Source organism: Paracidovorax avenae ATCC 19860 (assembly GCF_000176855.2).
Classification (GTDB): Bacteria; Pseudomonadota; Gammaproteobacteria; order Burkholderiales; family Burkholderiaceae_C; genus Paracidovorax; species Paracidovorax avenae.
In genome coordinates, this window is record NC_015138.1 from 648684 (window position 1) to 672246 (window position 23563).

Sequence of the window (23563 nt, forward strand, 5' to 3'; positions counted from 1 at the left end):
GCGGGAGGTGTAAGCTGGGGCGCTTCGCGCTGTTCCCGTTACAGGGACTGCCCCCTTTCCCGTTTTCAAGGAGTTGCCCCGCCATGCCCGGTCTGTTGCCCGATGTCGATCCCGATGGCCTGCTGGAGTTCTCGGTCGTGTACACCGACCGGGCTCTCAACCATATGTCCCGCCGCTTCGCCGCGGTGGTGCAGGACATCCTCGCCACGCTGAAGTCGGTGTACGGCGCCCACACCGCCGTGCTCGTTCCCGGCAGCGGCACGTTCGGCATGGAGGCGGCGGCCCGCCAGTTCGCCAACCGTGAGAAGGTGCTGATCGTGCGCAATGGCTGGTTCAGCTACCGCTGGAGCCAGATTTTCGACGCGGGCGGCCTGGGCGGCGGTGCCGTGGTCTGCCAGGCGCGCCAGCAGGGCGAGGGCCCGCAGGCCCCCTGGGCGCCGTGCCCGGCCGCCGAGGTGGCGCAGGCCATCCGCGCCGAGCGGCCGAAGGTGGTGTTCGCTCCGCATGTGGAGACGGCCAGCGGCATCCTGCTGCCGGACGACTACCTGCGCACCGTGGCAGAGGCGGCACACGAGGTGGGCGCGCTGTTCGTGCTGGACTGCGTGGCTTCCGGCGCGATGTGGGTGGACATGCGTGCCACGGGTGTGGACGTGCTCATCTCCGCGCCGCAGAAGGGCTGGAGCGGCTCGCCCTGCTGCGCCATGGTCATGCTGAGCGAGCGCGCGCGGCAGGCGATCGAGGGCACGCAGAGTTCCAGCTTCTCCTGCGACCTCAAGAAGTGGATGCAGATCGCGGAAGGCTACGAGAAGGGGCAGCATGCCTACCACACGACCATGCCGACCGATGCGCTCGTGCGGCTGCGGGACGTGATGTTCGAGACCCGCGACGACGGCTTCGAGCGGGTGCGCGAGCGGCAGATCGAACTGGGCGCGAAGGTGCGCGCGCTGCTGGAGTCGCGCGGGTTCCCGAGCGTGGCGGCCGAGGGCTGGAAGGCGCCGGGCGTGGTGGTGAGCTACACCACCGATCCGGGCATCCAGAGCGGCCGGAAGTTCCTGGAGGCCGGCTTGCAGACGGCCGCGGGCGTGCCGCTGCAGTGCGGCGAGGGCCCGGATTTCCAGACGTTCCGCCTGGGCCTCTTCGGGCTGGACAAGTGGCGCGACGTGGACCGCACGGTCGGTCACCTTGCCGCGGCCCTGGACCGCATCGCGCCCGCCCAGGGCTGAAACCACACCGGGCGCGGCAGAGCACCAAGAGCTGCCGACACAACCCAGCGAAGCGGCCCTGGCCAGGCGTCCCGTCGCAGGCAGTACATCAGGTACGACAGGACGGAACAACAACGCAAGGGGGGGCGTGTTGGTGGCTCTAAACCGCCAAGCCCGTACGGGCAACAGTTCCTTACGCCCCGCCGGGCGGCGGGCGGGCTATTCTCCGGGCATGGACAGCAGCAGTCGCAACCGCAACCCCGGCGACGGCGGGACCGCGCCGGGCATGGAAGCCCTGGGCGCCGCGGGCGGCCTCCTGGGGGTTCCTCCCGTGGCCGAAAGCCCTTCGGCATCGCCGGCCGCCACCGAGCGCGCGCTGGCGCTGGCGCGGTCGAAATGGCTGGCCACCGGCCTGCTGCTGGCCGTGGCGGCGGTCTTCGCCGGCACCTATGCCCTGCCGCCGAGCCTGCTGGTGTCGTGCGTGCGCGCGATGGCCGAGGCGGCGATGGTCGGCGCGCTGGCCGACTGGTTCGCGGTATCCGCCCTGTTCCGCCGGATCCCGCTGCCCTGGGTGCAGCGCCATACCGACATCATCGCGCGCAACAAGGAGCGCATCGGCGGCAACCTGGCCGTGTTCGTGCGCGACAAGTTCCTGGACGCCCCGTCGCTGGTCACGCTGATCCGCCGCCATGACCCGGCCGACATGCTGGCGCAGTGGCTGACGTCGCCGGGCAATGCGCAGCTGCTGGGGCGGCAGGTGGCGCGGCTGGCACTCGCGGCGCTCGATACGGTGGAGGACGCACGCATCCAGCGCTTCATGAACCAGGCCGCGCGTGCGCTGGTGGGACAGCTGGACCTGTCGCGCACCATGGCCGCGGCGCTGGGCGCGCTCACCCAGGGGGGGCGGCACCAGGTGCTGCTGGACGACGTGCTCGCGCGCGTGACCCTGCTGCTGCGCGCCCCCGAGACGCGCACCTTCATCGCGGAAGCCATCGTGCAGTGGATCAAGCGGGAGCATCCCCTCAAGGAGAAGGTGCTGCCCACCGACTGGCTCAGCGGCAAGGGGGCCGGGGCCATCGCCCAGGCCATCGACAGCCTGCTGGCCGAGGTGGCGAGCGATCCGGCGCACCAGCTGCGTTCGGCGCTCGATGCCGCGGTGCAGCGGCTGATCGAGCGGCTGCAGACCGATCCCGACTGGGAGCGGCGCGGCCTCGAGCTGCGCGAGTACCTGCAGAACGACGAGACCCTGGGCCGCTACGTGCATGACCTGTGGACGAACCTGCGCGAGCGGCTGCAGAAGGACCTGGCCGACGACGACTCCGAGATCTCGCGCAGGGTGGCCGCCATGGGGCAGTGGCTGGGCATGGCGCTGGCGGGCGACCCCGCGCTGCGCGTGCGGCTGAACGTGCGCCTGCAGCTCTGGGCCACGCAGGTGGCGCCCGACCTGTCGCAGTTCGTGGCCGAGCACATCCGCAACACCGTGGACCGGTGGGATGCCAAGGAAATGGCGCGGCTCGTGGAGCTGCATATCGGCAGCGACCTGCAGTTCATCCGCATCAACGGCACCGTGGTCGGCGGCCTGATCGGACTCGTGCTGTTCGCGCTCTCGCACGCGCGGGAAATCGCCCAGGGGCTGGGAATCCTCGCCGCCGGCTGAGCCGGCGGCTTCCATTGCCGGGTCAGCCCTTGCGCGGTTCCTCTCCCACCGCGTGGGCCCGTGCGATGGCCAGGATGACCTCGCGTGCCAGGCGCCGCTGGGGGACCGGCAGCTTGAGATAGATGTCGAAAAGCTCGCGGTCGTCGTAGCCGAGTCCGGCATGCCATTTGTGGAGGGGCTCGCCGGCCGCGCGCAGGACGGGGCTGCCGTCCCCCACATCGACGAAGTCCTCCAGGGGCACGCGCAGCCACTGCGACAGCGTGGTGAGCTTGCGGGGGCCCGGCATGGTTTCCCCGAGCAGCCAACGGCGTACGCCGTGGAGCGTCATGGGCTTGCCCCAGTGGCGCGTATTGAACTCGCGTTCCAGCACCGAGGGTTTGGGCTCGTAGCCTGCCGTTTCCATTGCCTCCCGCAATTTCCGGGCGAATTTTTGTTTTGCTTGGTCCTGCATGCCGGCACGCTAGGGACCCCTGCAGAGCGTGGCGTGACTCGGAATGCGGGTTACGTCCGGGGTGTGATCCTTGGTTCAGTGGACTGCAGGGAACGGGTATCCGTACGTCAGTTCCGGCCCCGCCGCTCTTCTTCGGCGGCATGCGCGCGGGCGATGGCGAGGATTACCTCGCGGGCGATGCGGCGTTGCGGCACGGGCAGCCGCAGATAGACCTCGAACAGCTGGCGGTCGTCGTAGCCCATGCCTGCATGCCAGAGGGCGCCGGGCTCGGCGCTGGGGCGCACGGCCTGCGGCGCCACGTCTTCCAGGAAGTCCTGCAGGGGAATCTGCAGCCATTGGGACAGGGTGACGAGCTTGCGGTGATCGGGCAGGGTTTCGCCGCGCAGCCAGCGCCGCACGCCGTGCAGGCTCATGGGCTTGCCCCAGTGGCGGATGTTGAATTCCCGCTCGAGGACAGACGGCCGGGCCTCGTAGCCCGCCTTTTCCATAGCGTTCCGTAACTTCTCGGCAAAATTTTGCTTTGCATCCTGCATGCAGTCACGCTAGGGATCGCCCGCCGGAACGGGGTGATTCGGCTATATAGTCACGAAATCAACGTGATTTGTGGTTACGGATTCGGGGCGTGGCGCTGTCTGGCGGGCCGGCAGGCATGCACAGGTGGCCCGGGACGGCTCCACGGTAAAGGGAAGGGCGTGCGATGGAGGACGTGGTTGGCATGGCGCTGCAGGCGCCGGGACGGGCGCTTTGCGTCGGGGGCTGGGGGGTCGCCGAAAACGGGGAGCGTAGCGAAGGGTACAACTACCGGCCCGAGGGCCGGCCGGAGCCGGACGATCCGATGGAGCGCGCCATCGCCCAGCTGCGGCTGGCGTGGTGCATGAAGGATCCCGACACGACGGCGGACCGCTGGATCGCCTCGGCCGAATGGCCTTTTCGTGCCATGGCACTGGCGCTGGAGGCGCGCCGGCGCGCCCTCTGGGGCCGGCTGTCGGCCCTGGGGATGGCGCGCCTGCAGGCCCAGGGAGAAGGGCTGGACACGGTGCTGGGCCTGGCGCGCCGGCTGCCACGCGGGATGGCGCCCACGCGCGGCGCAGGGCTGGGCGGCACGCCGGAGCAGGGCGCCCCGCGGCTGGAGGATCTGGCGGGTGTGGTGGGCCGTGCGGCGGACCTGCGCAGCTACGGCTGGCAGGGGCTGTCCCCCGGTGCCATGGTGGCCTGGGCGCTGGGGCATGGTGCCGGCGCGGTGGGCACCGCGGCGGAAAACCCGACGGTGGCCTGGCTGAGCGGCGCCGCCGTGGCGGCGGCCAACGCGCAGGGGCCCTGCATGGTGCTCGGCGGGGTGATCGATGTGGTGGTGCTGCGTGCCCTGCGCGCCAGCGCGGAAGGCCGGGTGGACGAGGCGCTGGCGATCGCCCGCATGCACTCCGCACCGCTGCAGGACGCGGCGGAGCAGGTGGAGTGCGCCGCCGCCATGCTGGACGCGATCGACCTGCGCGTGCAGGAGATCACCTGGCTGCTCGGGCGGCTGGAGGCACGCCTCGGTCCGGTGGCGCACCGGGCCGAGATCGCGCTGGCGCTGCGGGAAGCGCGCCAGGCGCACCCGGCGCGCACTGTGGGGCAGGGTCTTGCGCCGGAGCTGTTGCCCGGGGAGCGTGCGGTGCTGGAAATGCTGACCACGCTGGGCGGAGCCCTGTACCGCACCGCGACGGTCCACCTGCTGGACGACCTGGGCCGCCTGACGCGCCAGAGCGGAGAAACCGTGGCCCGCATGCGTCGCTGGCTGCTGATGACCCCGGCGGGGTAGCTCCGGCCATGGGCGGTACACCTCGTGCGACGGCATGCGGCAACGGCGCGAGACAGCGAGCGGGGGCCGCCCTAGAACCGGGGCAGTTCCGGGTGCGCGATCTGCCCGCCGCGCACCAGCATCTTTCCGTACTCCGCGCAGCGGTTCAGGGTGGGAATGACCTTGCCCGGGTTGAGCAGGCCCGCCGGGTCGAACGCGGCCTTGAGGGCGAACATTTGCGCGTTTTCCTCGGTGGTGAACTGGGTGCACATGCTGTTCAATTTCTCCACGCCGACGCCGTGCTCGCCCGAGACGGTGCCGCCCATGGCCACGCTGGTCTCCAGGATGTCGGCGCCGAAGAGCTCGCAGCGGTGCAGCTCGTCGGCGTCGTTGGCATCGAACAGCACGAGCGGATGCAGGTTGCCGTCGCCGGCATGGAAGACGTTGCAGCAGCGCAGGCCGTATTTCTTCTCCATCTCCTGGATGGCCAGCAGGATGTCGGCCAGGCGCTTGCGGGGGATGGTCGAGTCCAGGCACATGTAGTCGGGGCTGATGCGGCCGCTGGCGGGGAAGGCGTTCTTGCGACCGCTCCAGAAGCGCAGGCGCTCGGCCTCGTTCTCGCTCACGGTGATGGCGGTGGCGCCGGCCGCGCGCAGCACTTCGCTCATGCGGCCGATCTCTTCCTCGACCTCCTCGGGCGTGCCGTCGCTCTCGCACAGCAGGATGGCCTCGGCCGCCAGGTCGTAGCCGGCCTGGACGAAGTCTTCGACGGCGGCCGTCATGGGCTTGTCCATCATCTCCAGCCCGGCCGGGATGATGCCGGCCGCGATGACGGCGGCCACCGCGTCGCCGGCCTTGCGCACGTCGTCGAAGCTGGCCATGATGCAGCGCGCCAGCTGCGGCTTCGGTATCAGGCGTACCGTGGCCTCGGTGGTCACGGCCAGCATGCCTTCGCTGCCGATCACGGCGGCCAGCAGGTCGTAGCCGGGGGCATCCAGTGCCTCGCTGCCGAACTCCACCGGATCGCCTTCCACGGTGAAGCCGCGCACGCGCAGCACGTTGTGGACGGTGAGGCCGTATTTCAGGCAGTGCACGCCACCCGAGTTTTCGGCGATGTTGCCGCCGATGGTGCAGGCGATCTGGCTGGACGGGTCCGGTGCGTAGTAGAGCTGCCAGGGCGCGGCGGCCTCGCTGATGGCCAGGTTGCGCACGCCACACTGCACGCGGGCGGTGCGGCTCACCGGGTCGATGGACAGGATGCGGTTGAAGCGCGCCAGCGACAAGGTGACACCCAGGGCGTGCGGCATAGCGCCGCCCGACAGGCCCGTGCCTGCGCCGCGCGCCACCACCGGCACGCCCAGCGCGTGGCAGGTGCGCAGCACGGCCTGCACCTGGGCTTCGGTCTCGGGCAGGCACACCACCAGCGGGCGCTGGCGGTAGGCGGTGAGGCCGTCGCATTCATAGGGCGTGGTGTCTTCCGCATGCCAGAGCAGCATGTGCGCTGGCAGGTGCGCAGACAGCGCTTGCACGACCTGCGCCTGCCGGGCGGCGCGCTCTGTGGCTCCGGGGTGCGGGTTGGCGGTCGTGGGGTCGGGGGATGCGGCGGGGAGGGGGGCGACGGCGCTCATGCCCTTCACTTTAGAGTAAGGCGGGCCGCGGGTGCGTGAGTTTTCTTTCAGCACCGCGTGAATCGGCCGGATGGCCGGCCGGACCGGTCACACCGGCCCGGGGCTGACCGGGCGCCGGCTGCCTTCCAGCAGCCAGAGGTGCCGGCTGGCGCGGGTCAGGGCCACGTAGAGCATGTTGCGTTCCCGGTAGGCCTCGTTCAGCGCGGCGGCGCGGGGAAAGCGGCCGCGCTCGACCAGCGGCACGGCGACGTATTCGTATTCGTGCCCCTTGCAGCGCTCCACCGTCAGCAGCTGCAGGCTGGGGGCCTCGTTCTGGCGATGCTGCCGGATGCCGGACTCCACCATGAGTGCCAATTGCCCCAGGAATTCATCGACGGACAGGCCCGCGCAGATGCGCGAGAGTGCCTGCAGGCTGTCCAGGCACTGCCGGTGTTCCTGGGGGCTGATGGGGGCTTCGGCGAAGAAACGGCGCAGCAGCGGGTGGTTGCAGAGCCGGCCGGCGTCCGCGCACACCTCGGCCGGCAGGGCGAGCCAGGCCTCGCAGGCGGCGGAGGCCACGGGCGCGTTGGGATCGAAGCTGGCACGCAGCAGGAAGTCGCGCATGCGGTCCGGCTGGTGGATGAGTTCGGAAGCGACGGCGCGGGTGTCCACTTCGGCGGTGGAGTGCTGCGCCAGGGCCTGCAGGTCGAACAGGCCGTTGGCGAGCACGTCGGCATCGGGCCGGCTGCCGCGCCGCACGTAGCGCATCAGGCCGTCGAGCGCACTGCTCAGGATGCCCTGCGTGAGGCGCACCTGGCCGCCGCAGCCCGGCAGCGCCCGGAACAGGGCCAGCACCAGGGCGATCTCGGGCCGCTGGTAGAAACGTTTCAGGCCCTTGCAGGCGTAATGGATGCCCTCGTGGGCGAAGCGCCATTCCAGCAGCACGGAGTCCTCGGGCGAGCGCAGCACCACGGTCAGGCAGGGCGCAGCGCCGCTGGCCGGGGGCGGGGTGCGCTGCACGAACTGGTGGATGGCCAGCAGTTGCCGGGCGCAGTCCTCGTCGCTGTCATAGGCGAGCCGCTCGAAGCGGGCGGTCTTGGTGGGGTAGTGCGTCTCGAATTCCACGCCGAAGAGCGGGTTCAGGCCTTCGCAGATGGCCTTGCCGAAACGGTAGGTGGTGTTGAGCGTGAGCACTTCGGGCGGCTCGGGCAGTTCCTGCCGGATGCGTTGCAGCCCGTTGCCGAAGACGGAGAACGCGCCGGGCAGGATGTGCTGGTTGAAGTCGCCCGCACCCACGAACACGCCGTTGCCGCTGGCCACGAGGTGGCGCAGCACCAGCATGGCGGCCTCGTCCAGGTCCTGCAGTTCGTCGAACAGCACCGCGTCGTAGCGGCCCTGCAGCCAGGGGCAGGGGTCGCCGAAGTCCAGCTCGCCGAGCTGCCGCGCGATTTCATAGGTGCAGTCGCCGGGGGCGTAGAACTGCGGTTCGTCGTCCGGCCCCCGGCGCAGGCGTTCGTACCGGCCCAGCAGCAGGTAGAGCCCGTAGTCCAGCGCGTGGTCCCGGCAGTAGGCGGCGGCATGAATGCCCTCGCGGGCGATGTCGCGGTGCAGCAGGCGCTGCTTGGCCAGGGCCTCGAAGTCGGTGAAGGCCTGCACGTCGAGTTCGCGGGCCAGGAAGTCTGCGGCCTCGGGCGGTGCCTCATGCCGCAGTTCCTGCAGCAGCGCGGCGTGGGCCTGGCGGATCAGCAGTTGGCGCTCCAGTGGCTCGGCCAGGGTGTTCACGGGCAGGCCCTGGGCCTGCAGCAGGCCGGCGCAGAGCTGCTCCACCGTCATGATCCGCACCTCGCGCGCGTCGGCCGGCATGTAGCGGCCCAGCCGGTCGTGGAGGGCGGCGAGGCCTGCGTCGGAGTAGGCCAGCATGAGCACCCGGCGCGCACCGCGCATCTGGACCAGGTCCGCCGCCTTGGTCGCCAGGGTGGTGGTCTTGCCCGTGCCCGCCAGCGCGTTGATGAGCACCGTTTTCGCCGCGGTGTTGAGGACGGCCTTCTGCTCGTCGTTCGGGCGGCGCTGGAGGAAGAGGGGGGCGGGGGAGGGAGGCTGGGCCATGGGGTCCGATGCAGGAGGCCCGCAGGGCCTCAAGGGGGTGTCAGGTCACGCGCCTCAGCCATTCCGCGAAGGCGGCGCATTCCCAGCGGTCCATGGTGCCGGTGCGCCAGCAGAGGTAGTGGGCATGGGGGCTGGGCGCATCGAGCGGGAACAGCCGCACGAGGGTGCCGTTCTCCAGCCAGGATGCGCCGAGCTTGAGGCGCACCAGCGCCACGCCCATGCCGGCCGACGCGGCGTCGCACATCAGGCCGATGTCGTTGAACTGCGAACCTTCCGAGGGCTCCGCCCAGGCGAGCCCGGCGGCGGCGAACCAGGTGCGCCACGGCTCCAGCGGGCTGCGCAGCAGGAGCGAGGTTTCGAGGTCCGCGGGGCGCTCGAAGGGACCGTGCTCGCGCAGGAAGCCGGGAGAGGCCAGGGGCGTGACGATGTCGCGCGACAGTTCCACATGCTCCATGTCGGCGTAGTGCCCCGGGCCGAAGCGCACCACGAGGTCCGCATCCTCCGCGACCACGTCGAGCAGGGGGATGGAGACGTGCAGCGCAAGGTCGATCTCCGGGTAGGCCTCGGTGAACTGCCGCAGCCGCGGAATCAGGATGGCCCGGGCGAAGGTGGGCGTGACGGCGATCTTGAGCCGCCGCTTGCCCGGCGCGGCCGCCGTGCCCGGAAAGCGCTGCAGCGCGCCCAGGCCCTCGCGCACGTGCGCAAGGTAGGCGCTGCCTTCGGTGGTGAGCGAGAAATCCGCACGCCCGAACAGCCGCGCGCCCAGGATCTGCTCCAGCTGGCGCACGCGGTGGCTCACCGCGCTGGGCGTCACGCACAGCTCGTCGGCCGTCTGCGTCACGCTGCGCAGCCGCGCCAGCGCCTCGAAGGTCAGCAGGCACTGGATGGGCGGGATGCGCTGGGCGGCGCCTCTGGACGAGGTCAAAGCGGGGCTTGCGGAAGCCATCACATGGATTCCCGGCGCAACGCTCCGCCTGCCGCGCAGCGAGTCAGGGGATGTTGCACGTTATTTGAAAATCACCGTCTTGTGGCCATTGAGCACCACGCGGTGCTCGGTGTGCCACTTCACGGCGCGGGCCAGCACCTGGCTTTCGGTGTCGCGGCCGCGGGCCGTCAGGTCTTCCACGGTGTCGGTGTGGTCGGCGCGGGCCACGTCCTGCTCGATGATCGGGCCTTCGTCCAGGTCGGCGGTCACGTAGTGGGCGGTGGCGCCGATGAGCTTCACGCCGCGGTCGTGCGCCTGGTAGTAGGGCTTGGCGCCCTTGAAGCTGGGCAGGAAGCTGTGGTGGATGTTGATGGCCCGGCCCTCCAGCTTGCGGCAGAGGTCGTCCGACAGCACCTGCATGTAGCGGGCCAGCACGACCAGTTCGGCGCCTTCCTGCTGGATGATCTCGTACTGGCGCGCCTCGGCCTGGGGCTTGTTGTCCTTCGTGACCGGGATGTGGTGGAAGGGGACGTTGTAGCTGGCCGCCAGCTGGTAGAAGTCGCGGTGGTTGCTGATGATGGCGCAGATGTGCACCGGCAGCAGGCCGGATTTCCAGCGGAACAGCAGGTCGTTGAGGCAGTGGCCTTCGCGGCTGACCATGATGGCGGTCTTCATGGGCTCGCTGGCGGCGTGCAGGCTCCAGTGCATGCGGTGCGGCTCGGCGAATTCGGCCAGGCGCGCGCGCAGCGCGGCCTGGTCGTGGGTGTCGCAGGCGAAGCGCACGCGCATGAAGAACAGGCCGGTGGCGTGGTCGTTGTACTGGGCGGCTTCCTCGATGTTGCCGCCATGCTCGAGCAGGAATCCGGAGACCGCATGCACCAGCCCGAGCTTGTCCGGGCAGGAGAGGGTGAGAATATAGGCTTGGGTCATAGCGGGGCGATTGTCGCAGCACGGCCCGCAGCAACGCGGAGCAAGGAATTGATGCATGAGGAGGAGGGGGGCATCCCCCGCAACGCTCCCGGGGGGATGGCAGGCTGGTGGGTACCCGCCGCACTGCTCCTGTACGCTGCCGCCGGGCTGGCCTGGGTGGCCGGCGCGGAGGCGCTTTTGCCGGCCGGCAGCGTGCTGCGTGCAGCGCTGCAGGCGGCCTTCGTGCTGGCGCCGGCGGGCTGCGGCGTGTGGGCGCTGCGGCGCTGGCGCGCGCGGGGCCGGGAGATCGCGGCGCTGGCCCGCGGTGCCCTGCAGGCCGACGAGCGCCAGCGGCTCGCGGCCACGGTGGTGGACAACGCGGCCGAGGGCATGGTGGTGACCGATGCCGAGAGCCGCATCCTGTCGGTGAACGCGGCCTTCACGCGGCTCATGGGCTACGGCGAGGCGGAGCTGCTGGGCCGCACGCCGCGGCTGTTCAAGTCGGGCCGCCACGGCCGCGCGTTCTACGAGGCCATGTGGGAAGAACTGGGCCGCACGGGGCACTGGCAGGGCGAGATCTGGAACCGCCGCAAGAACGGCGAGGTGTTCCCGGAGCGCATGTCGCTCTCCAGCGTGCGCAACGCGCGCGGCGAGGTGACGCACTACGTGTGCCTGTTCACCGACATTTCCCAGGAGCACGAGCAGCGGCGCCGGCTGGAAGTGATGGCTCATACCGACCCGCTCACGGGCCTGCCCAACCGCACGTTCTTCGCGCAGCAGCTCGAAGAGGCGATGGCGGATGCGCGCGCCCGCGGCGAGCCCCTGGCGGTGCTGCTGGTCAACCTGGACCGGTTCAAGGACGTGAACGACAGCTACGGCCATGCGGTGGGCGACCAGGTGCTGCGCCACATCGCGGCGCGCGTGCAGGATGCGCTGCGGCCGGGGGACCTCGCGGGGCGGCTGGCGGGCGACGAGATCGGCGTGATCGCCCGCCGCGTGGAGGGCGCGCCGGGCGCGGTGGCTGCCGCCCGGGCCCTGCTGGCCGCGCTGGCCGAGCCCTGGCGCTCGCCCGACGGCTTCGAGGTGGTGGCCTCGGCCAGCGTGGGTATCTGCCTGTTCCCGGACCATGGCGATACCGCCGATGCGCTGCTGCAGGGCGCCCATGCGGCGGTGTACGGCGCGCGCGAGCACGGGCAGGGCGCATGGCATTTCTTCGACGAGAGCCTCACCCAGGCCGCGCGCGAGCGCCTCGCCCTGGAGGCGCGGCTGCGCTCGGCGCTGGCCCAGGGGCACCTGCAACTGCACTACCAGCCGCAGGTGGACATCGCCTCCGGGCGCATCGTGGGCGCGGAGGCGCTGGTGCGCTGGATCGATCCGGTGGAGGGCACCATCGCGCCCGACCGCTTCATCCCGGTGGCCGAGCGCACGGGCATGATCGGCCCGCTGGGCGAATGGGTGATGCAGGAGGCCTGCCGCCAGGCCCAGGGCTGGCGCGAGGCCGGGCTGCCCGGGGTGACGATGGCAGTGAATGTCTCCCCGCGACAGTTCCACCTGACCGACCTGGCGGGCTGCGCGGCCCTGGCGCTGGCGGATTCCGGCCTGCCGTCCACGCTGCTGGAGCTGGAGCTCACCGAGGGTGCGCTGGCGGAGCGCCCCGAGGAGGCCCGGCAGGTGCTGCTGCGGCTGCGTGGCCTGGGGTTGCGGCTGGCGATCGATGATTTCGGCACGGGCTACTCGTCGCTGGCGCACCTCAAGCGCTTCCCGATCGATGTGCTGAAGATCGACAAGGGGTTCATCCGAGACCTGCCGCAGAGCGCGGACGACATGGCGATCTGCGCGGCCATCATCGCGATGGGGCACAGCCTGGGCCTGGCGGTGCTGGCCGAAGGGGTGGAAACGCCGGAGCAGCTGGCGTTCCTGCGAAGCCGGGGCTGCGACCGCTACCAGGGCTACCTGTGCCGCCGGCCGGTGCCTGCTGCGGAGTTCGCCGCGCTGCTGGCGCAGCAGGCCGCGGGAGTTGACGCGCCTTCGCCGGCCCAGCCATAATCCGCCCGCTTTTTCCGCGGGCCGCCCGGCCTGCTGCCTTCCGGCCCCTGCCGGCTTCTTCCCGCGCGCCCTGCGCGGGCCCATCCACCGGAGCGCGCGAGCGCGGGAGAGAACGCCATGGACCCCTACCCTAGACGGCCCTCCCCTGCCATGCCCCCGGTGTGCCCGATGGCCGCCCCCTTCTCCCGCATTTCCCTTGCCGCATCCGGCGCGCGCCCGGACGCCGCCTGCCGTCCGCCCCGCCGCTGACGGCACGGAGGCTCCCCCGCGCGCATGGCGCGGCTGGAGCCTTCCCATGTTCTTCTTCCGTTCTTTTCTTCCTGGTGCCTTCCAGAGGGACGAGCTGGTCGCCCTGGCGCTGCGCGACGCGCTCGCCCGCCGCCGCCCGCAGGCGCTGTGCGGCCTGCTGCAGAGCCACGGACGCGGCGCCGTGGCGGCGTGCCTGTCCCGCGAGCCGGGCGCGGTGATCGCCGATGCGCTGTCCATGCTGCCAGAGGACCAGCGCCGCGCGGTCTTCCTGCGCCTGAGCCGGTCTGCGCGCGAGCGGGCCGAGCGCATCGGCGGCAGGGCGTTCGACGCCTTCGGGCCGTCCGTTCCGGCAGGCGCCTGGCACCGCGCCCGGGCCTGGTGGGGACGCCGCTGCCGGCGTTCCGGCACGCCGGTCTAGAGCGCGGCCCCCGCTGCCCTTCGCCAGCCCGTTCCCAGCCCGTTCCCGGCCCGTTCCCGGCCTTCTTTCGCTCCCCCTGCCCGGCAGGCCACCGCACCCGGACCCCACCATGCAATTCCTCCGCCATTTCCACCTGTTCCCCTTCCTCGATACCCTGGTCAGCCTGCTCACCGCCTTCGGGCTGGGCGCGGCGATCGGGCTGGAGCGGCAGATCCGCCAGCGGACGGCGGGGCTGCGCACCAATACGCTCGTGGCCGTCGGGGCCGCGGCCTTCGTGGTGCTGGCCGACCGGCTCGAGGGGCCGTCCGGCGCGGTGCGCGTGATCGCCTATGTGGTGTCGGGCGTGGGCTTCCTGGGGGCGGGAGCGATCATGAAGGAGGGCGCCAACATCACCGGACTCAATACGGCGGCGACGCTCTGGGGCTCCGCGGCCGTGGGCGCCTGCGCAGGCTCGCACCTCGTGGCCGAGGCGGTACTGGCCGCGCTGTTCGTGCTGGCGAGCAACACGCTGCTGCGCCCCGTGGCCAACCGCATCAACCGGCGCCCGGTGCAGGAAGCCACCAGCGAGGCCATCTACACCGTCTATGTGCTGTGCGAGCGCGGCGTCCACGGCGAGGTGCGCGAGCGCATGGTGGAGTTGCTGGAGGGGGCGAACTACCCGGTGCGCGGCGTGGGCCAGCATGCCTTCGGGCGCACCGAGACCGAGATCGAGGCGACGCTCTACGCCACGGCCGTGGAGGCCGATGAGCTGGATGCCGTGATGCGTGCGATCGAGGAACTGCCGGGCGTACTGCAGGCGTTCTGGAACGCCGGGTCGGAGGAATAGGCCCGCGGGAGGGCCGTGGACCGGCGCCTCATCACCTTATCGCCGGAGCGCGGCGCAATGGTCCGTGGGCGGAAGAGGTGGCGTCGGCAGGACCGTGTCGGCGGCGCCTCCGGGCAGCGGATCGGTGGCGGAGTCCGGGCGCGCGATCGCGACGCGGGCCTGCACGCCCGAGTCCCAGTGCAGCGGCACCCCGAGGTCGCGGCGGGCGTGGCCCGCGCCCGTGACCAGCAGCACCGTCTGCCCCGGACGTCGCGCGCCGGCCGCCGTCCGGGCGAGGCTGTCGTCGCGCGCGATCTGGATGCGGGCCATGCCGGGCAGTTGCGACGCGGGCAGCAGGCCGCAGTGGCCGGCCTCCATCGCCTCGACCTGCCGGCGCAGCACAGGGGCCGGCACGCGGGCATCCCAGGCTGCATCCTGCATGGCCTCGCGCATCCGCGCGCGCGGCAGGTTGCCGCCGAGCACCGGCACGCCGGCACGCACGGCTTCCATCACCACCGGGCCGTAGTGCGTCCAGGGCCAGGCCGCGTCGTTCCAGGCGAGCGCTGCGCGCACGGCGGATTCGGTGGCATCGCGCGGCAGGCCGGCCGTGCCGTGGCCGGCCTCGGCCATCTCCATCACCAGCGCTGCCAGCTGCCCGCGGCCCGCCAGCGAGGCGACGGCCTCGCGTTCCAGCCGCTGGTGGTGGGGCGCGTCGTGCTGCTCGCCCAGGAGCAGGATCTCGGTGGGTAGCAGCGCCTGCCAGGAGACGCCGCCGGCAGGCGGGGAGGGCGGGGAGGGGCTGGCGCACGCAGCGGCCAGGGCCAGCAGGGCCAGGGAGGCGGCGCGCCCCGCGGAGCGCCGCAAGCGGAGGGGCAGGTGCATGGCCGGCACCTTACCCCATCGCGGCGGGCGGCCCGGAAGGCTCGTGGCTTGACTTGCATCAAGGGCTGCGGCCATGCCCGTTCCTACACTGCCGGCCATGCGCAGGCCCCTTACCCTGACCACCCGGCTGCTCGCCATCGGCAGCGGCTTCCTTGCCGTCGCCCTGCTGTCCATCGCCTTCACGCTGTGGATCACCTGGAAGCTCGAAGGTGGCGCCGCGGCCGTGAACGAGGCGGGCCGCCTGCGCATGACGATGATGCGCATGGCGCTGGCGGGGCGGGCCGAGGCGCCGGAGGCGCTGGCGCCGCTGTCCGGCCGGTTCGATGCCAGCCTGGATCTGCTGCGCCAGGGGGACCCCGCCCGGCCCCTGTTCGTGCCCTGGAACGAGGACACGCGGGCACGTTTCGCGCGCATCGTCGAGGATTGGAGCCGGCTGCGCGACGGCCGCGCCGCGCCGGACGTCGCCCGGGCGGACGCCTTCGTGGCGGGCGTGGACGGCTTCGTGGAGGCGATCGAGCGCCAGATGGCGCGGTGGACGGCGGCGCTGCACCTGTTCCAGCTGGCGATGATTGCCGTGGCGATCGCTGCGGCGGTGGCCTTCATGGCCGTGAGCCACTGGCTGGTGCTCGCGCCGGTCGCGCGGCTGCAGCAGGCCCTGGCCCGCATGCGGCAGGGCGACCTGCGCACGCGGCTGCCGGTGGAGTCGCAGGACGAGTTCGGCCAGCTCGCCACGGGTTTCAACCTGATGGCGCACGCACTGCAGTCGTCCCACCAGGACCTGGAGCGCAAGGTGGCCGAGAAGACCTCGCGCCTGGAAGAGCGCAACGCGCGGCTGGCGGCGCTCTACGAGGTGAGCGCCCAGGTGTCCGAGGCCGGCAGCCTGGACGCACTGGCGCGCGGCTTCGTGCAGCGGGTGCGCGAGATCGCGCGGGCGGACGCCGCCGCCATGCGCTGGTCGGACGAGGCCAACGAGCGCTACATGCTGCTGGCCGGTGACGGGCTCCCCGAAAGCCTGGTGCAGGGCGAGCACTGCCTGCCCACCGGCAACTGCCATTGCGGCCAGCCGGAGGGTGCCGCGCGCCTGCGCGTCATCCCGATTCTTCCCGGTGCGCCGGCCGGCATGCCGCACTGCGGCGAGGCCGGCTACCAGACCCTGGTGCTGGTGCCGGTGCGCACGCAGCAGCGCGTGCTGGGCGAGGTGGACCTGTTCTTCCGCTCGGCGACCGAGATCGAGCCCGGCATGCAGGAAATGCTGGAGGCCATGGCCAGCCATCTCGCGACGGCGATGGAGGGACTGCGTGCCACCGCGCTCGATCGCGAGGCCGCCGTGGCGCAGGAGCGCTCCTTCATCGCGCGGGAGCTGCACGACTCCATCGCGCAGTCGCTGGCCTTCCTGAAGATCCAGACGCAGTTGCTGCGCGACGCGGTGGGCCGGGGCGACGATGCGGCGCGCGACCGCAGCATGGGCGAGCTGGACGTGGGCGTGCGCGGCTGCTATGCCGACGTGCGCGAACTGCTGCTGCATTTCCGCACCCGCACGAGCGAGGAGGACATCGAGGGAGCGCTGCGCGCCACGCTGTCCAAGTTCGGGCACCAGACCGGCATCGCGCACGGGCTGTCGATGGCCGGCCACGGGCTGCCGCTCGCACCCGACCTGCAGGTGCAGGTGCTGCACATGGTGCAGGAGGCGTTGTCCAACGTGCGCAAGCACTCGGGCGCACGCCGCGTGGAGTTGCGCGTGCAGCGCGAACCGCACTGGCGCTTCGAGGTGGAGGATGACGGCCGTGGCTTCGATCCGGCCGCCGTGCCGCCCGACTCCGTGCACGTGGGCCTGGGCATCATGCGCGAGCGGGCCGAGCGCGTGGGCGCGCAGGTCTGCATCGAGTCTTCGCCGGGGCGCGGCACGCGGGTGCGCATCGACCTGCCGGCAGCCGGGGCGCCGGACGCGCCCGCCGCCGCGACGGCGCGCTTTTCCATTTCCGATTTCGCGCCGCTGGCGTCCTGAAAACCAATTCCCATGGCATCCGCCCCCCTGCCGCCCCGCAGCAGCACGTCCCCGGCGCCGGACGCCACGCCCTTGCGGGTGTTCGTGGTGGACGACCATACGCTCTTCCGGCGTGGCCTGATCGCCCTGCTGTCGCAGTACCCGTCGCTGCGCGTGGTGGGGGAGGCCGGCGATGCCGGCGAGGCCCTGCGGCTGGCGCCACCGCTCGCGCCGCAGGTCTTGCTGCTGGACAACCACCTGCCGGGAGTGCGCGGCATCGAGGCCATCCGGGGCCTGCGCGAGGCCATGCCGGGCGTACGGGTGCTGATGCTGACGGTGAGCGAGGATGGCGAGGATCTGGCCCAGGCGCTGCGCCAGGGGGCCCAGGGCTACCTGCTCAAGACCATCGAAGGCGACCTGCTGGCCGATGCCATCGGCCGCGCTGCGCGGGGCGAGCCGGTGGTGAGCATGGAGCTGATGGGCAAGCTGGTGGCGGCCTTCCAGGCGCAGGGCGGGCCGCCCGCGGCGCCTGTGCGCGCGGTGGACGCCGATGCAGAAACCGCCGCCATCGCGTGCGAACCGGAGGCCGCGACCCCGGGCGGCGCATCCCCGTTGTCGCCGCGCGAGGAGGATGTGTTGCGGGAGATCGCGCGCGGCGCGAGCAACAAGGAAATCGCCCGTGCGCTCGACATCGCGGAGACCACGGTGAAGATCCATGTGCAGCACATCCTGCGCAAGCTGGGACTGAGTTCGCGCGTGCAGGCGGCGGTTTATGCGTCGGAGCGCCAGCGCGAGTAGGCGGGTGACGGCTCGATGCCGGCGGCTGCCAGCCTTTCTCAAGACCGGATGCTGCCGGCCGGAGGTGACCGCTTACGCAACGCGTTCACCTGGGCTTACCTGGCAGCAGCCAGAAAGTCAGTCAAGGCGTCCATTTTGTGCCACCAGAACACGAACACGTTCTTCGACTGGGCAGTGGCGACGTTGTCTGCCTTGAAGACGCCTCGGATGGCCGCCGCAGCCACTACGCTCGAATGCCCGAACTCGCGGTGCCAGTCGCCAGCGTCCACCACAACCTCCTTGTTGAGGCGCTTGAATCCGTTGACCGCGCTGTTCGACGCCTTGCACTCCAGGGCGAGTAGACGACCGTCGAACAGTCGGACCACGTAGTCTGCATTGTGACCGCCCAGCACTGTCTGCCGCATGTACGTGCCAGCCTCGGGGAAATGCGAGATGAGCTTGATACCGGTGGACCGCTTCGGCACCCGCGTGTAGCCTGCGGCGTCGAGAATCTCTGCGACCTTACCCTCGAGCGCCTTGCTCTCTTCGCCCCGGCGGCCGGCCTGCACCGCGCTCACAGCAGTGATGAGCGCTGTTGCCAGTTGTGCGCTTTCCAACTCTTCTGGAGTGGCCGTCCTTCCTGCTTTCACCCAGAGGAAGCGCTTCGGGTCGAGGCTGGATGACAGGATCTGCCCGAGCTTGTCAGCAAGTTCCTGGCTTTTCTTCAGCGCTGTCCGATTCAAGGAAGCATCCAAAAGCGTGTCCAAGTCGTCTTCGGAAATGGGTACCGCCGCCAAACTGCGCAATGCTGCGAACTGATGCTTGTCGCCGACGATTTCGGCTGCGAACTCTTTGTTGACCGGCGGGGTCAGCAGCAGGCTTATCTGGCTGACGACGACGTCGGCGGCTGCTTTGGCTGCAGGAAACTTTTCAAGGTACTCCCTCAAAGGCTCGTCGAGTCGACGGCTGCGGAACTCAGCTCGGGCGACGGTTGCGTCTTCTTTGATTTGCTCGGTGGTCCATACCGATGGCATTGCCTGATCGTCAGTAGCTCGCATAGATTCCTGTCAGAGGGCCAGTTCCCCCGGGACAAGAATACGCATTGCTTCCGAGGGCTCAAATTTAGTCAGGCCACCGGCGTACACGCGCCCATCAGCTTGTTGAACGTTCTCGTTGAGCCACGCGACCAGCCGACCAAAGTGCGATTCATCAAGGTCCCGTCTCGGGTAGAGCCCGTGGGCTATGTTGATGAGCTGGGCATTCGCTTTGTTCAGAGCAAACGCAGGTGGGCGCCGACCCATATAAGTCATAACGATAGGCGCAGGCTCCTTGGTGCTCACAGACCACCAGGGATTGCGGTGTCGGGCGATGTAAGTCTCGTGAGCGCCTTGCCGGCGAGCCCAATCCAGGAATCGGTCCACCGCGTCACGCTCCGCCCGCGGTAGCTCCTGAAGGTCGCGAGGCAGGCACACCAGGCGCCGTAGTTCCTTGCTGTTATCGATGACACCACGCGCGGCGCCTGTGATGTCAGTGGAGTCAGTGATAGCGGGCACCAGGAACCGGCTCGGCAGGTCTGGGGCGCCCGGGTTCGCGATCCATACACGGTTCAGCCCGGTCACCTGGCCTCGGGACACCTTGAACATCTCGCCCAGCTCTACAAAGCCCTTAGGCTTGGCTGCACGGCCACCTTTGACCAGGAAGGACCATTTAGGCTCAGCCTTCGCCGCAGCCACTGCGACGGGATTTCCCGCGGTGAGCTTGCGCAGTTGGGCTTTGCTACCTACTTCGGCGAAACGGAGTTCCGTGCGGGCGGAGCCATGTGAGAACCCGGTGATGGCGGCTGAAACCAGTGCATCACCGAAAATCTGAACCTCTGGATCAACAACGAAAACGTCCATGCCCCCCAGACCGTTGGTGAGTAGCTGGCGTAGCGCCTGGCCGTACTTCACGTCGAGCCACTCAGCCGCAGTCACGTAACACCCGAGATCTCCCGGGTTGCCAAGCTCGAGAGTCTTCAGGAAGAAGTGAAGGTGAAGGCCTGCGAGTTTGCTGCCATCGTGCCCGAAGCGCCGGAGCGTCCTGGAGTACCACTCCTTCCAAGCAGCATCTATGTCATGGTGCCGCACGTACGGAGGATTACCGATGAAAAGGGTGGTGCCTTTCACCGCCGGGAGTTTGAGATCCCGGAAGTCGCCCACACGCACCTCCGTGCGATCAGCGAACCCCATAGCCACCAAGTTGGCTCGAAGGATGAGCGCCACGGTCGGGTCCATCTCGGCTGCGACCGCCTCTGCCTTCGGGTACATCCGCAAAGCAGCGAGCGTGAAGCGTCCGGATCCCGCTCCGGGGTCAACCAGCCTTACTATGGACTTCCTTTGTCTGCGAACCCAAGTGAGCATCCCTTCGACGACGGAGTCCGGCGTGAAGGTTTGTCCCCGACCGCGGCGAGCCTCAGGGCTGTTGAGGGCGCAGTAAGCGTTTCCCAGAGGATCCTCACCGGCCTGCACGGCTGCAACCACAGCAGCCAAAAGCGTTTTTTCCCTAGCTGGCTTGAAGTCTTCAAGGACCGTTCGCTCAAGGGCAGTCACCCCTTTTTTAGGCACAAGCGCAGCGACGACGCCCATGACGGCTGACATTGTGTCGAGCCGGCAGGCGAGGTGCTGTTCAGGTGTAGTCACAAGGATTAGTTGTTTTGAAACGATTACACCTGTAGTTTATTACAGCACTCGCTGCAAACGAGGCCTTGTCAGCAAGCAGCTTTTCTCTGTCCGCTGACCCTTGATGCAAAGTCCCTCCTCATGCCCGTGATGGTGTTGGCAAGCCGGTCGCGGAGGCGGTGGCCCAAACCTAGTTCTTTCTAACTACACCGCGGGCCCGCGCCTAGTTCTTCTGCCTCGCCCCGGCCGTACCACCGGCGGATATGCAGCGCGCTCCGCGAGCGCAATCATCCATGCCATCGCTCCCACGAGGAAAACAAGATGGCTGACACCGCGTCCGCAACCCCGGACGGAACCCCGCGCCGCACCCGCCAGGCCTGGTCCGTGCTCGCCGTGAGCACGCTCGCCTTCACCGTGTGCTTCATGGTGTGGATGATGTTCGGCGTTATCGGCATCCCGATCAAGAAGATGCTGGGCCTGAATGCCACCGAGTTCGGCCTGCTCACGGCCATGCCGGTGCTCACGGGCTCGCTCGTGCGCGTGCCGCTCGGCATCTGGACGGACCGCTACGGCGGCCGCATCGTGATGGCCTGCCTGATGGCCGTGACGGTGCCGGCCATCTGGATCATGGGGTATGCCACGCAGTACTGGCACTTCCTCGCGATCGGCCTGTTCGTCGGGCTGGCCGGGGGCTCGTTTTCGGTGGGCACGCCCTACGTGGCGCGCTGGTTCCCGAAGGAGCGCCAGGGCACGGCCATGGGCATCTACGGCGCGGGCAATTCCGGCGCGGCGGTGAACAAGTTCGTGGCGCCGGCCATCCTGGTGGCCTTCGGCTGGGCGGCCGTGCCGCATGCGTATGCGGCCATCATGCTCGGCACGCTGGTGCTGTTCTGGCTGTTCAGCCACAGTGATCCGGCGCACCGCGTGCCCAGCCACGTCACCTTCCTGGACCAGCTGCAGGCGCTGAAGGACCCGCGCGTGCTCAAGTACTGCCAGTACTACAGCATCGTGTTCGGTGGCTATGTGGCGCTGTCGCTCTGGATGGTGCAGTACTACGTGGGCGAATACGGCCTGGACATCCGCGTCGCCGCGCTGCTGGCCGCCTGCTTCTCGCTGCCCGGCGGCGTGCTGCGCGCCATCGGCGGGGCGCTCAGCGACAAGTACGGCGCCCACGGCGTCACCTGGTGGGTGCTGTGGGTCTGCTGGGTGTGCCTGTTCCTGCTGTCGTACCCGCAGACCGATTTCACGGTGCTCGCCACGGACGGCCCGCGCAGCTTCCACATCGGCCTGAACGTGTATGCGTTCACCGGGCTCATGTTCGTGCTGGGCATCGCCATGGCCTTCGGCAAGGCGAGCGTCTTCAAGTACATCAGCGACGACTATCCGGCCAACATCGGCGCCATCAGCGGCATCGTGGGCCTGGCCGGCGGCCTGGGCGGTTTCGTGCTGCCCATCCTGTTCGGCGTGCTGCTGGACTGGACGGGCGTGCGCTCCAGCGCCTTCATGCTGATGTACGGCGTGGTCTGGGTGTCGCTGGCCTGGATGTATTTCACCGAGGTGCGGCATACCGATGTCATGGACGCCGGCCGCAGCGCGGCGGACCATGGAATGCCCGATGCAAGGAGACCGTGACATGCCTGCCACCCCTTCCCCCTCTTCATCTCCCTCCCGCGGCGGTGCCCGGGCCGGGCGCGTGCTGACCCTCTGGACCCCGGAGGACAAGGAGTTCTGGGAGCGCGAGGGCGAAGCCATCGCTCGCCTGAACCTCTGGATCTCGGTGCCCGCGCTGTTCCTGTCCTTCGCCATCTGGCAGGTCTGGAGCGTGGTTGCCGTGAGCCTGCCCGCGCTGGGATTCCGCTATTCCACCAACCAGCTCTTCTGGCTGGCGGCGGCACCTGCGCTCTCGGGCGCCACGCTGCGCATCTTCTATTCGTTCATGGTGCCGATCTTCGGAGGGCGGCGCTGGACGGCCCTGTCCACAGCCTCGCTGCTGCTGCCCGCGCTGGGCATCGGCTACGCGGTGCAGGACAACACCACCGGCTACCCGACGATGCTCGCGCTCGCGCTGCTGTGCGGCCTGGGCGGTGGCAACTTCAGCTCCAGCATGGCCAACATCAGCTTCTTCTTCCCGAAGGAGCGCAAGGGCTCGGCGCTGGGCGTGAACGCGGGGCTGGGCAACCTGGGCGTGTCGGTGGTGCAGTTCCTGAGCCCGCTCGTCATCACGGCCGGTGTCTTCGGCGTTCTGGGCGGCGATGCGCAGACCATGGTGAAGAACGGCCAGGCGCAGCAGGTGTGGGCGCAGAACGCGGCCTTCGTCTGGGTGCCCTGGATCGCGCTCGCGTCGCTGGCCGCGTGGTTCGGCATGAATGACATCGCCGACGCGCGGGCTTCGTTCGCGGCGCAGGCCGCCATCTTCCGCCGCAAGCACAACTGGATCATGTGCGTGCTGTACCTCGGCACCTTCGGTTCGTTCATCGGGTTCTCCGCGGGATTTCCGCTGCTCATCAAGAGCCAGTTCCCCGACGTGAACCCGCTCGCCTACGCATGGCTGGGGCCGCTGGTGGGCGCGCTGATCCGGCCCGTGGGTGGGTGGCTGGCGGACAAGCTGGGCGGTGCGCGCGTCACGCTGTGGAACTTCGCGGTGATGGCGCTGGCCGTGCTGGGCGTGCTGGCCTTCCTGCCCAAGGGAATGGGCGGCTATGCGCTCGCCTTCGGGCCGGCCGGGGGCAGCTTCGCGGGCTTCTTCGCGATGTTCATGGTGCTGTTCCTCACCACCGGCATCGGCAACGGATCGACCTTCCGGATGATCCCCGTGATCTTCCTGAACCTGCGCCTCGCCGACGTGCGCACGGGCAGCGCCGAGGCCCGCGCCCAGGCCACCCGCGAGGGCAATACCGAAGGCGCCGCGGCCCTGGGCTTCGCTGGCGCGCTGGGTGCCTACGGCGGCTTCTTCATCCCCAAGAGCTATGGCAGCTCGATCGCCGCGACGGGCGGGCCGGAGCTGGCGCTCTGGACGTTCGCCGCGTTCTACGCGCTGTGCATCGGCATCACGTGGTGGTACTACGCGCGCCGCCATGCAGAGATGCCCTGCTGACCCCGACGACTTTC

The 23563-nt window shown here is 69.8% G+C and carries 19 protein-coding genes; 10 read left to right on the forward strand and 9 right to left on the reverse strand.

Features of this window, described 5'->3' with window-relative positions:
* The first annotated feature begins 83 nt into the window (after positions 1-83).
* Both ACAV_RS02970 and ACAV_RS02975 read left to right on the forward strand, forming a co-directional pair.
* Positions 84-1223: an aminotransferase class V-fold PLP-dependent enzyme gene (locus ACAV_RS02970; RefSeq protein WP_013593091.1), complete on the forward strand. Its 1140-nt coding sequence runs from the start codon at positions 84-86 to the stop codon at positions 1221-1223.
* A 211-nt stretch (positions 1224-1434) separates the two neighbouring features.
* Positions 1435-2859 (forward strand): DUF445 domain-containing protein, encoded by a 1425-nt coding sequence (locus ACAV_RS02975; RefSeq protein ID WP_013593092.1) that lies wholly within the window; start codon positions 1435-1437, stop codon positions 2857-2859.
* A gap of 22 nt (positions 2860-2881) precedes the next feature.
* Here the strand turns inward: ACAV_RS02975 and ACAV_RS02980 are convergent, their stop codons facing one another.
* Positions 2882-3310 carry a hypothetical protein gene (locus ACAV_RS02980; protein ID WP_013593093.1) on the reverse strand — a complete coding sequence of 143 codons (429 nt, stop codon included), beginning with the start codon at positions 3308-3310 and terminating at the stop codon, positions 2882-2884.
* A 107-nt stretch (positions 3311-3417) separates the two neighbouring features.
* Positions 3418-3843, reverse strand: coding sequence for a hypothetical protein (locus ACAV_RS02985; protein ID WP_013593094.1), 426 nt, complete (start codon positions 3841-3843; stop codon positions 3418-3420).
* Between the two features lie 164 nt (positions 3844-4007).
* Here ACAV_RS02985 and ACAV_RS02990 point away from each other — a divergent pair, with 164 nt between their 5' ends.
* Entirely contained in the window at positions 4008-5111 is a 1104-nt protein-coding gene (locus tag ACAV_RS02990; protein ID WP_013593095.1) for a hypothetical protein, read from the forward strand.
* 71 nt (positions 5112-5182) lie between these two features.
* Here the strand turns inward: ACAV_RS02990 and ACAV_RS02995 are convergent, their stop codons facing one another.
* The 4 genes from ACAV_RS02995 to purU form a co-directional block, all read right to left on the reverse strand.
* The gene (locus ACAV_RS02995) at positions 5183-6718 is read right to left on the reverse strand and encodes an FAD-linked oxidase C-terminal domain-containing protein (RefSeq protein ID WP_013593096.1); all 1536 of its coding nucleotides are present in this window, start codon (positions 6716-6718) and stop codon (positions 5183-5185) included.
* Positions 6719-6805: 87 nt separating this feature from the next.
* Entirely contained in the window at positions 6806-8803 is a 1998-nt protein-coding gene (locus ACAV_RS03000; protein ID WP_013593097.1) for a UvrD-helicase domain-containing protein, read from the reverse strand.
* A gap of 40 nt (positions 8804-8843) precedes the next feature.
* A complete protein-coding gene (locus ACAV_RS03005) occupies positions 8844-9749 on the reverse strand; it encodes a LysR substrate-binding domain-containing protein (RefSeq protein ID WP_013593098.1) in 906 nt (301 codons plus the stop codon).
* Positions 9750-9809: 60 nt separating this feature from the next.
* A complete protein-coding gene (gene purU / locus ACAV_RS03010; RefSeq protein WP_013593099.1) occupies positions 9810-10658 on the reverse strand; it encodes a formyltetrahydrofolate deformylase in 849 nt (282 codons plus the stop codon).
* Between the two features lie 51 nt (positions 10659-10709).
* Here purU and ACAV_RS03015 point away from each other — a divergent pair, with 51 nt between their 5' ends.
* From ACAV_RS03015 to ACAV_RS03025, 3 genes are all read left to right on the forward strand, one after another.
* Complete coding sequence (locus ACAV_RS03015; RefSeq protein WP_013593100.1) at positions 10710-12683, forward strand: putative bifunctional diguanylate cyclase/phosphodiesterase; 1974 nt, start codon at positions 10710-10712, stop codon at positions 12681-12683.
* A 295-nt stretch (positions 12684-12978) separates the two neighbouring features.
* Positions 12979-13350 (forward strand): hypothetical protein, encoded by a 372-nt coding sequence (locus ACAV_RS23770; RefSeq protein ID WP_013593102.1) that lies wholly within the window; start codon positions 12979-12981, stop codon positions 13348-13350.
* A gap of 109 nt (positions 13351-13459) precedes the next feature.
* Positions 13460-14176, forward strand: a complete 717-nt coding sequence (locus ACAV_RS03025) for an MgtC/SapB family protein (RefSeq protein ID WP_013593103.1) — start codon at positions 13460-13462, stop codon at positions 14174-14176.
* 36 nt (positions 14177-14212) lie between these two features.
* Here the strand turns inward: ACAV_RS03025 and ACAV_RS03030 are convergent, their stop codons facing one another.
* Positions 14213-15037 (reverse strand): ChaN family lipoprotein, encoded by an 825-nt coding sequence (locus tag ACAV_RS03030; RefSeq protein WP_013593104.1) that lies wholly within the window; start codon positions 15035-15037, stop codon positions 14213-14215.
* A 97-nt stretch (positions 15038-15134) separates the two neighbouring features.
* Between ACAV_RS03030 and ACAV_RS03035 the strand changes: the two genes are divergently transcribed.
* On the forward strand, positions 15135-17042 hold the full coding sequence (locus ACAV_RS03035; protein ID WP_041828537.1) for a type IV pili methyl-accepting chemotaxis transducer N-terminal domain-containing protein: 1908 nt from the start codon (positions 15135-15137) through the stop codon (positions 17040-17042).
* 12 nt (positions 17043-17054) lie between these two features.
* A complete protein-coding gene (locus ACAV_RS03040) occupies positions 17055-17819 on the forward strand; it encodes a LuxR C-terminal-related transcriptional regulator (protein ID WP_013593106.1) in 765 nt (254 codons plus the stop codon).
* Between the two features lie 95 nt (positions 17820-17914).
* Here the strand turns inward: ACAV_RS03040 and ACAV_RS03045 are convergent, their stop codons facing one another.
* Positions 17915-18856 carry a XamI family restriction endonuclease gene (locus ACAV_RS03045; RefSeq protein WP_081463102.1) on the reverse strand — a complete coding sequence of 314 codons (942 nt, stop codon included), beginning with the start codon at positions 18854-18856 and terminating at the stop codon, positions 17915-17917.
* Positions 18857-18865: 9 nt separating this feature from the next.
* On the reverse strand, positions 18866-20434 hold the full coding sequence (locus ACAV_RS03050) for a class I SAM-dependent methyltransferase (protein ID WP_013593108.1): 1569 nt from the start codon (positions 20432-20434) through the stop codon (positions 18866-18868).
* Positions 20435-20776: 342 nt separating this feature from the next.
* Here ACAV_RS03050 and ACAV_RS03055 point away from each other — a divergent pair, with 342 nt between their 5' ends.
* A complete protein-coding gene (locus tag ACAV_RS03055; RefSeq protein ID WP_013593109.1) occupies positions 20777-22087 on the forward strand; it encodes an MFS transporter in 1311 nt (436 codons plus the stop codon).
* Between the two features lies 1 nt (position 22088).
* Positions 22089-23549, forward strand: coding sequence for a NarK family nitrate/nitrite MFS transporter (locus tag ACAV_RS03060; RefSeq protein WP_013593110.1), 1461 nt, complete (start codon positions 22089-22091; stop codon positions 23547-23549).
* Positions 23550-23563: the final 14 nt, after the last annotated feature.

What these genes read in the sequence shown, in the direction of transcription:
- ACAV_RS03025 (WP_013593103.1), top strand. Translation starts at nt 13,460, where the DNA reads ATGCAATTCCTCCGCCATTTCCACCTGTTCCCCTTCCTCGATACCCTG.
- ACAV_RS03005 (WP_013593098.1), bottom strand. Translation starts at nt 9,749, where the DNA reads ATGGCTTCCGCAAGCCCCGCTTTGACCTCGTCCAGAGGCGCCGCCCAG.
- ACAV_RS02975 (WP_013593092.1), top strand. Translation starts at nt 1,435, where the DNA reads ATGGACAGCAGCAGTCGCAACCGCAACCCCGGCGACGGCGGGACCGCG.
- ACAV_RS02985 (WP_013593094.1), bottom strand. Translation starts at nt 3,843, where the DNA reads ATGCAGGATGCAAAGCAAAATTTTGCCGAGAAGTTACGGAACGCTATG.
- ACAV_RS02970 (WP_013593091.1), top strand. Translation starts at nt 84, where the DNA reads ATGCCCGGTCTGTTGCCCGATGTCGATCCCGATGGCCTGCTGGAGTTC.
- ACAV_RS03000 (WP_013593097.1), bottom strand. Translation starts at nt 8,803, where the DNA reads ATGGCCCAGCCTCCCTCCCCCGCCCCCCTCTTCCTCCAGCGCCGCCCG.
- purU (WP_013593099.1), bottom strand. Translation starts at nt 10,658, where the DNA reads ATGACCCAAGCCTATATTCTCACCCTCTCCTGCCCGGACAAGCTCGGG.
- ACAV_RS03045 (WP_081463102.1), bottom strand. Translation starts at nt 18,856, where the DNA reads ATGCGAGCTACTGACGATCAGGCAATGCCATCGGTATGGACCACCGAG.
- ACAV_RS23770 (WP_013593102.1), top strand. Translation starts at nt 12,979, where the DNA reads ATGTTCTTCTTCCGTTCTTTTCTTCCTGGTGCCTTCCAGAGGGACGAG.
- ACAV_RS03015 (WP_013593100.1), top strand. Translation starts at nt 10,710, where the DNA reads ATGCATGAGGAGGAGGGGGGCATCCCCCGCAACGCTCCCGGGGGGATG.
- ACAV_RS03060 (WP_013593110.1), top strand. Translation starts at nt 22,089, where the DNA reads ATGCCTGCCACCCCTTCCCCCTCTTCATCTCCCTCCCGCGGCGGTGCC.
- ACAV_RS02990 (WP_013593095.1), top strand. Translation starts at nt 4,008, where the DNA reads ATGGAGGACGTGGTTGGCATGGCGCTGCAGGCGCCGGGACGGGCGCTT.
- ACAV_RS02980 (WP_013593093.1), bottom strand. Translation starts at nt 3,310, where the DNA reads ATGCAGGACCAAGCAAAACAAAAATTCGCCCGGAAATTGCGGGAGGCA.
- ACAV_RS03040 (WP_013593106.1), top strand. Translation starts at nt 17,055, where the DNA reads ATGGCATCCGCCCCCCTGCCGCCCCGCAGCAGCACGTCCCCGGCGCCG.
- ACAV_RS02995 (WP_013593096.1), bottom strand. Translation starts at nt 6,718, where the DNA reads ATGAGCGCCGTCGCCCCCCTCCCCGCCGCATCCCCCGACCCCACGACC.
- ACAV_RS03030 (WP_013593104.1), bottom strand. Translation starts at nt 15,037, where the DNA reads ATGCACCTGCCCCTCCGCTTGCGGCGCTCCGCGGGGCGCGCCGCCTCC.
- ACAV_RS03050 (WP_013593108.1), bottom strand. Translation starts at nt 20,434, where the DNA reads ATGTCAGCCGTCATGGGCGTCGTCGCTGCGCTTGTGCCTAAAAAAGGG.
- ACAV_RS03035 (WP_041828537.1), top strand. Translation starts at nt 15,135, where the DNA reads ATGCGCAGGCCCCTTACCCTGACCACCCGGCTGCTCGCCATCGGCAGC.
- ACAV_RS03055 (WP_013593109.1), top strand. Translation starts at nt 20,777, where the DNA reads ATGGCTGACACCGCGTCCGCAACCCCGGACGGAACCCCGCGCCGCACC.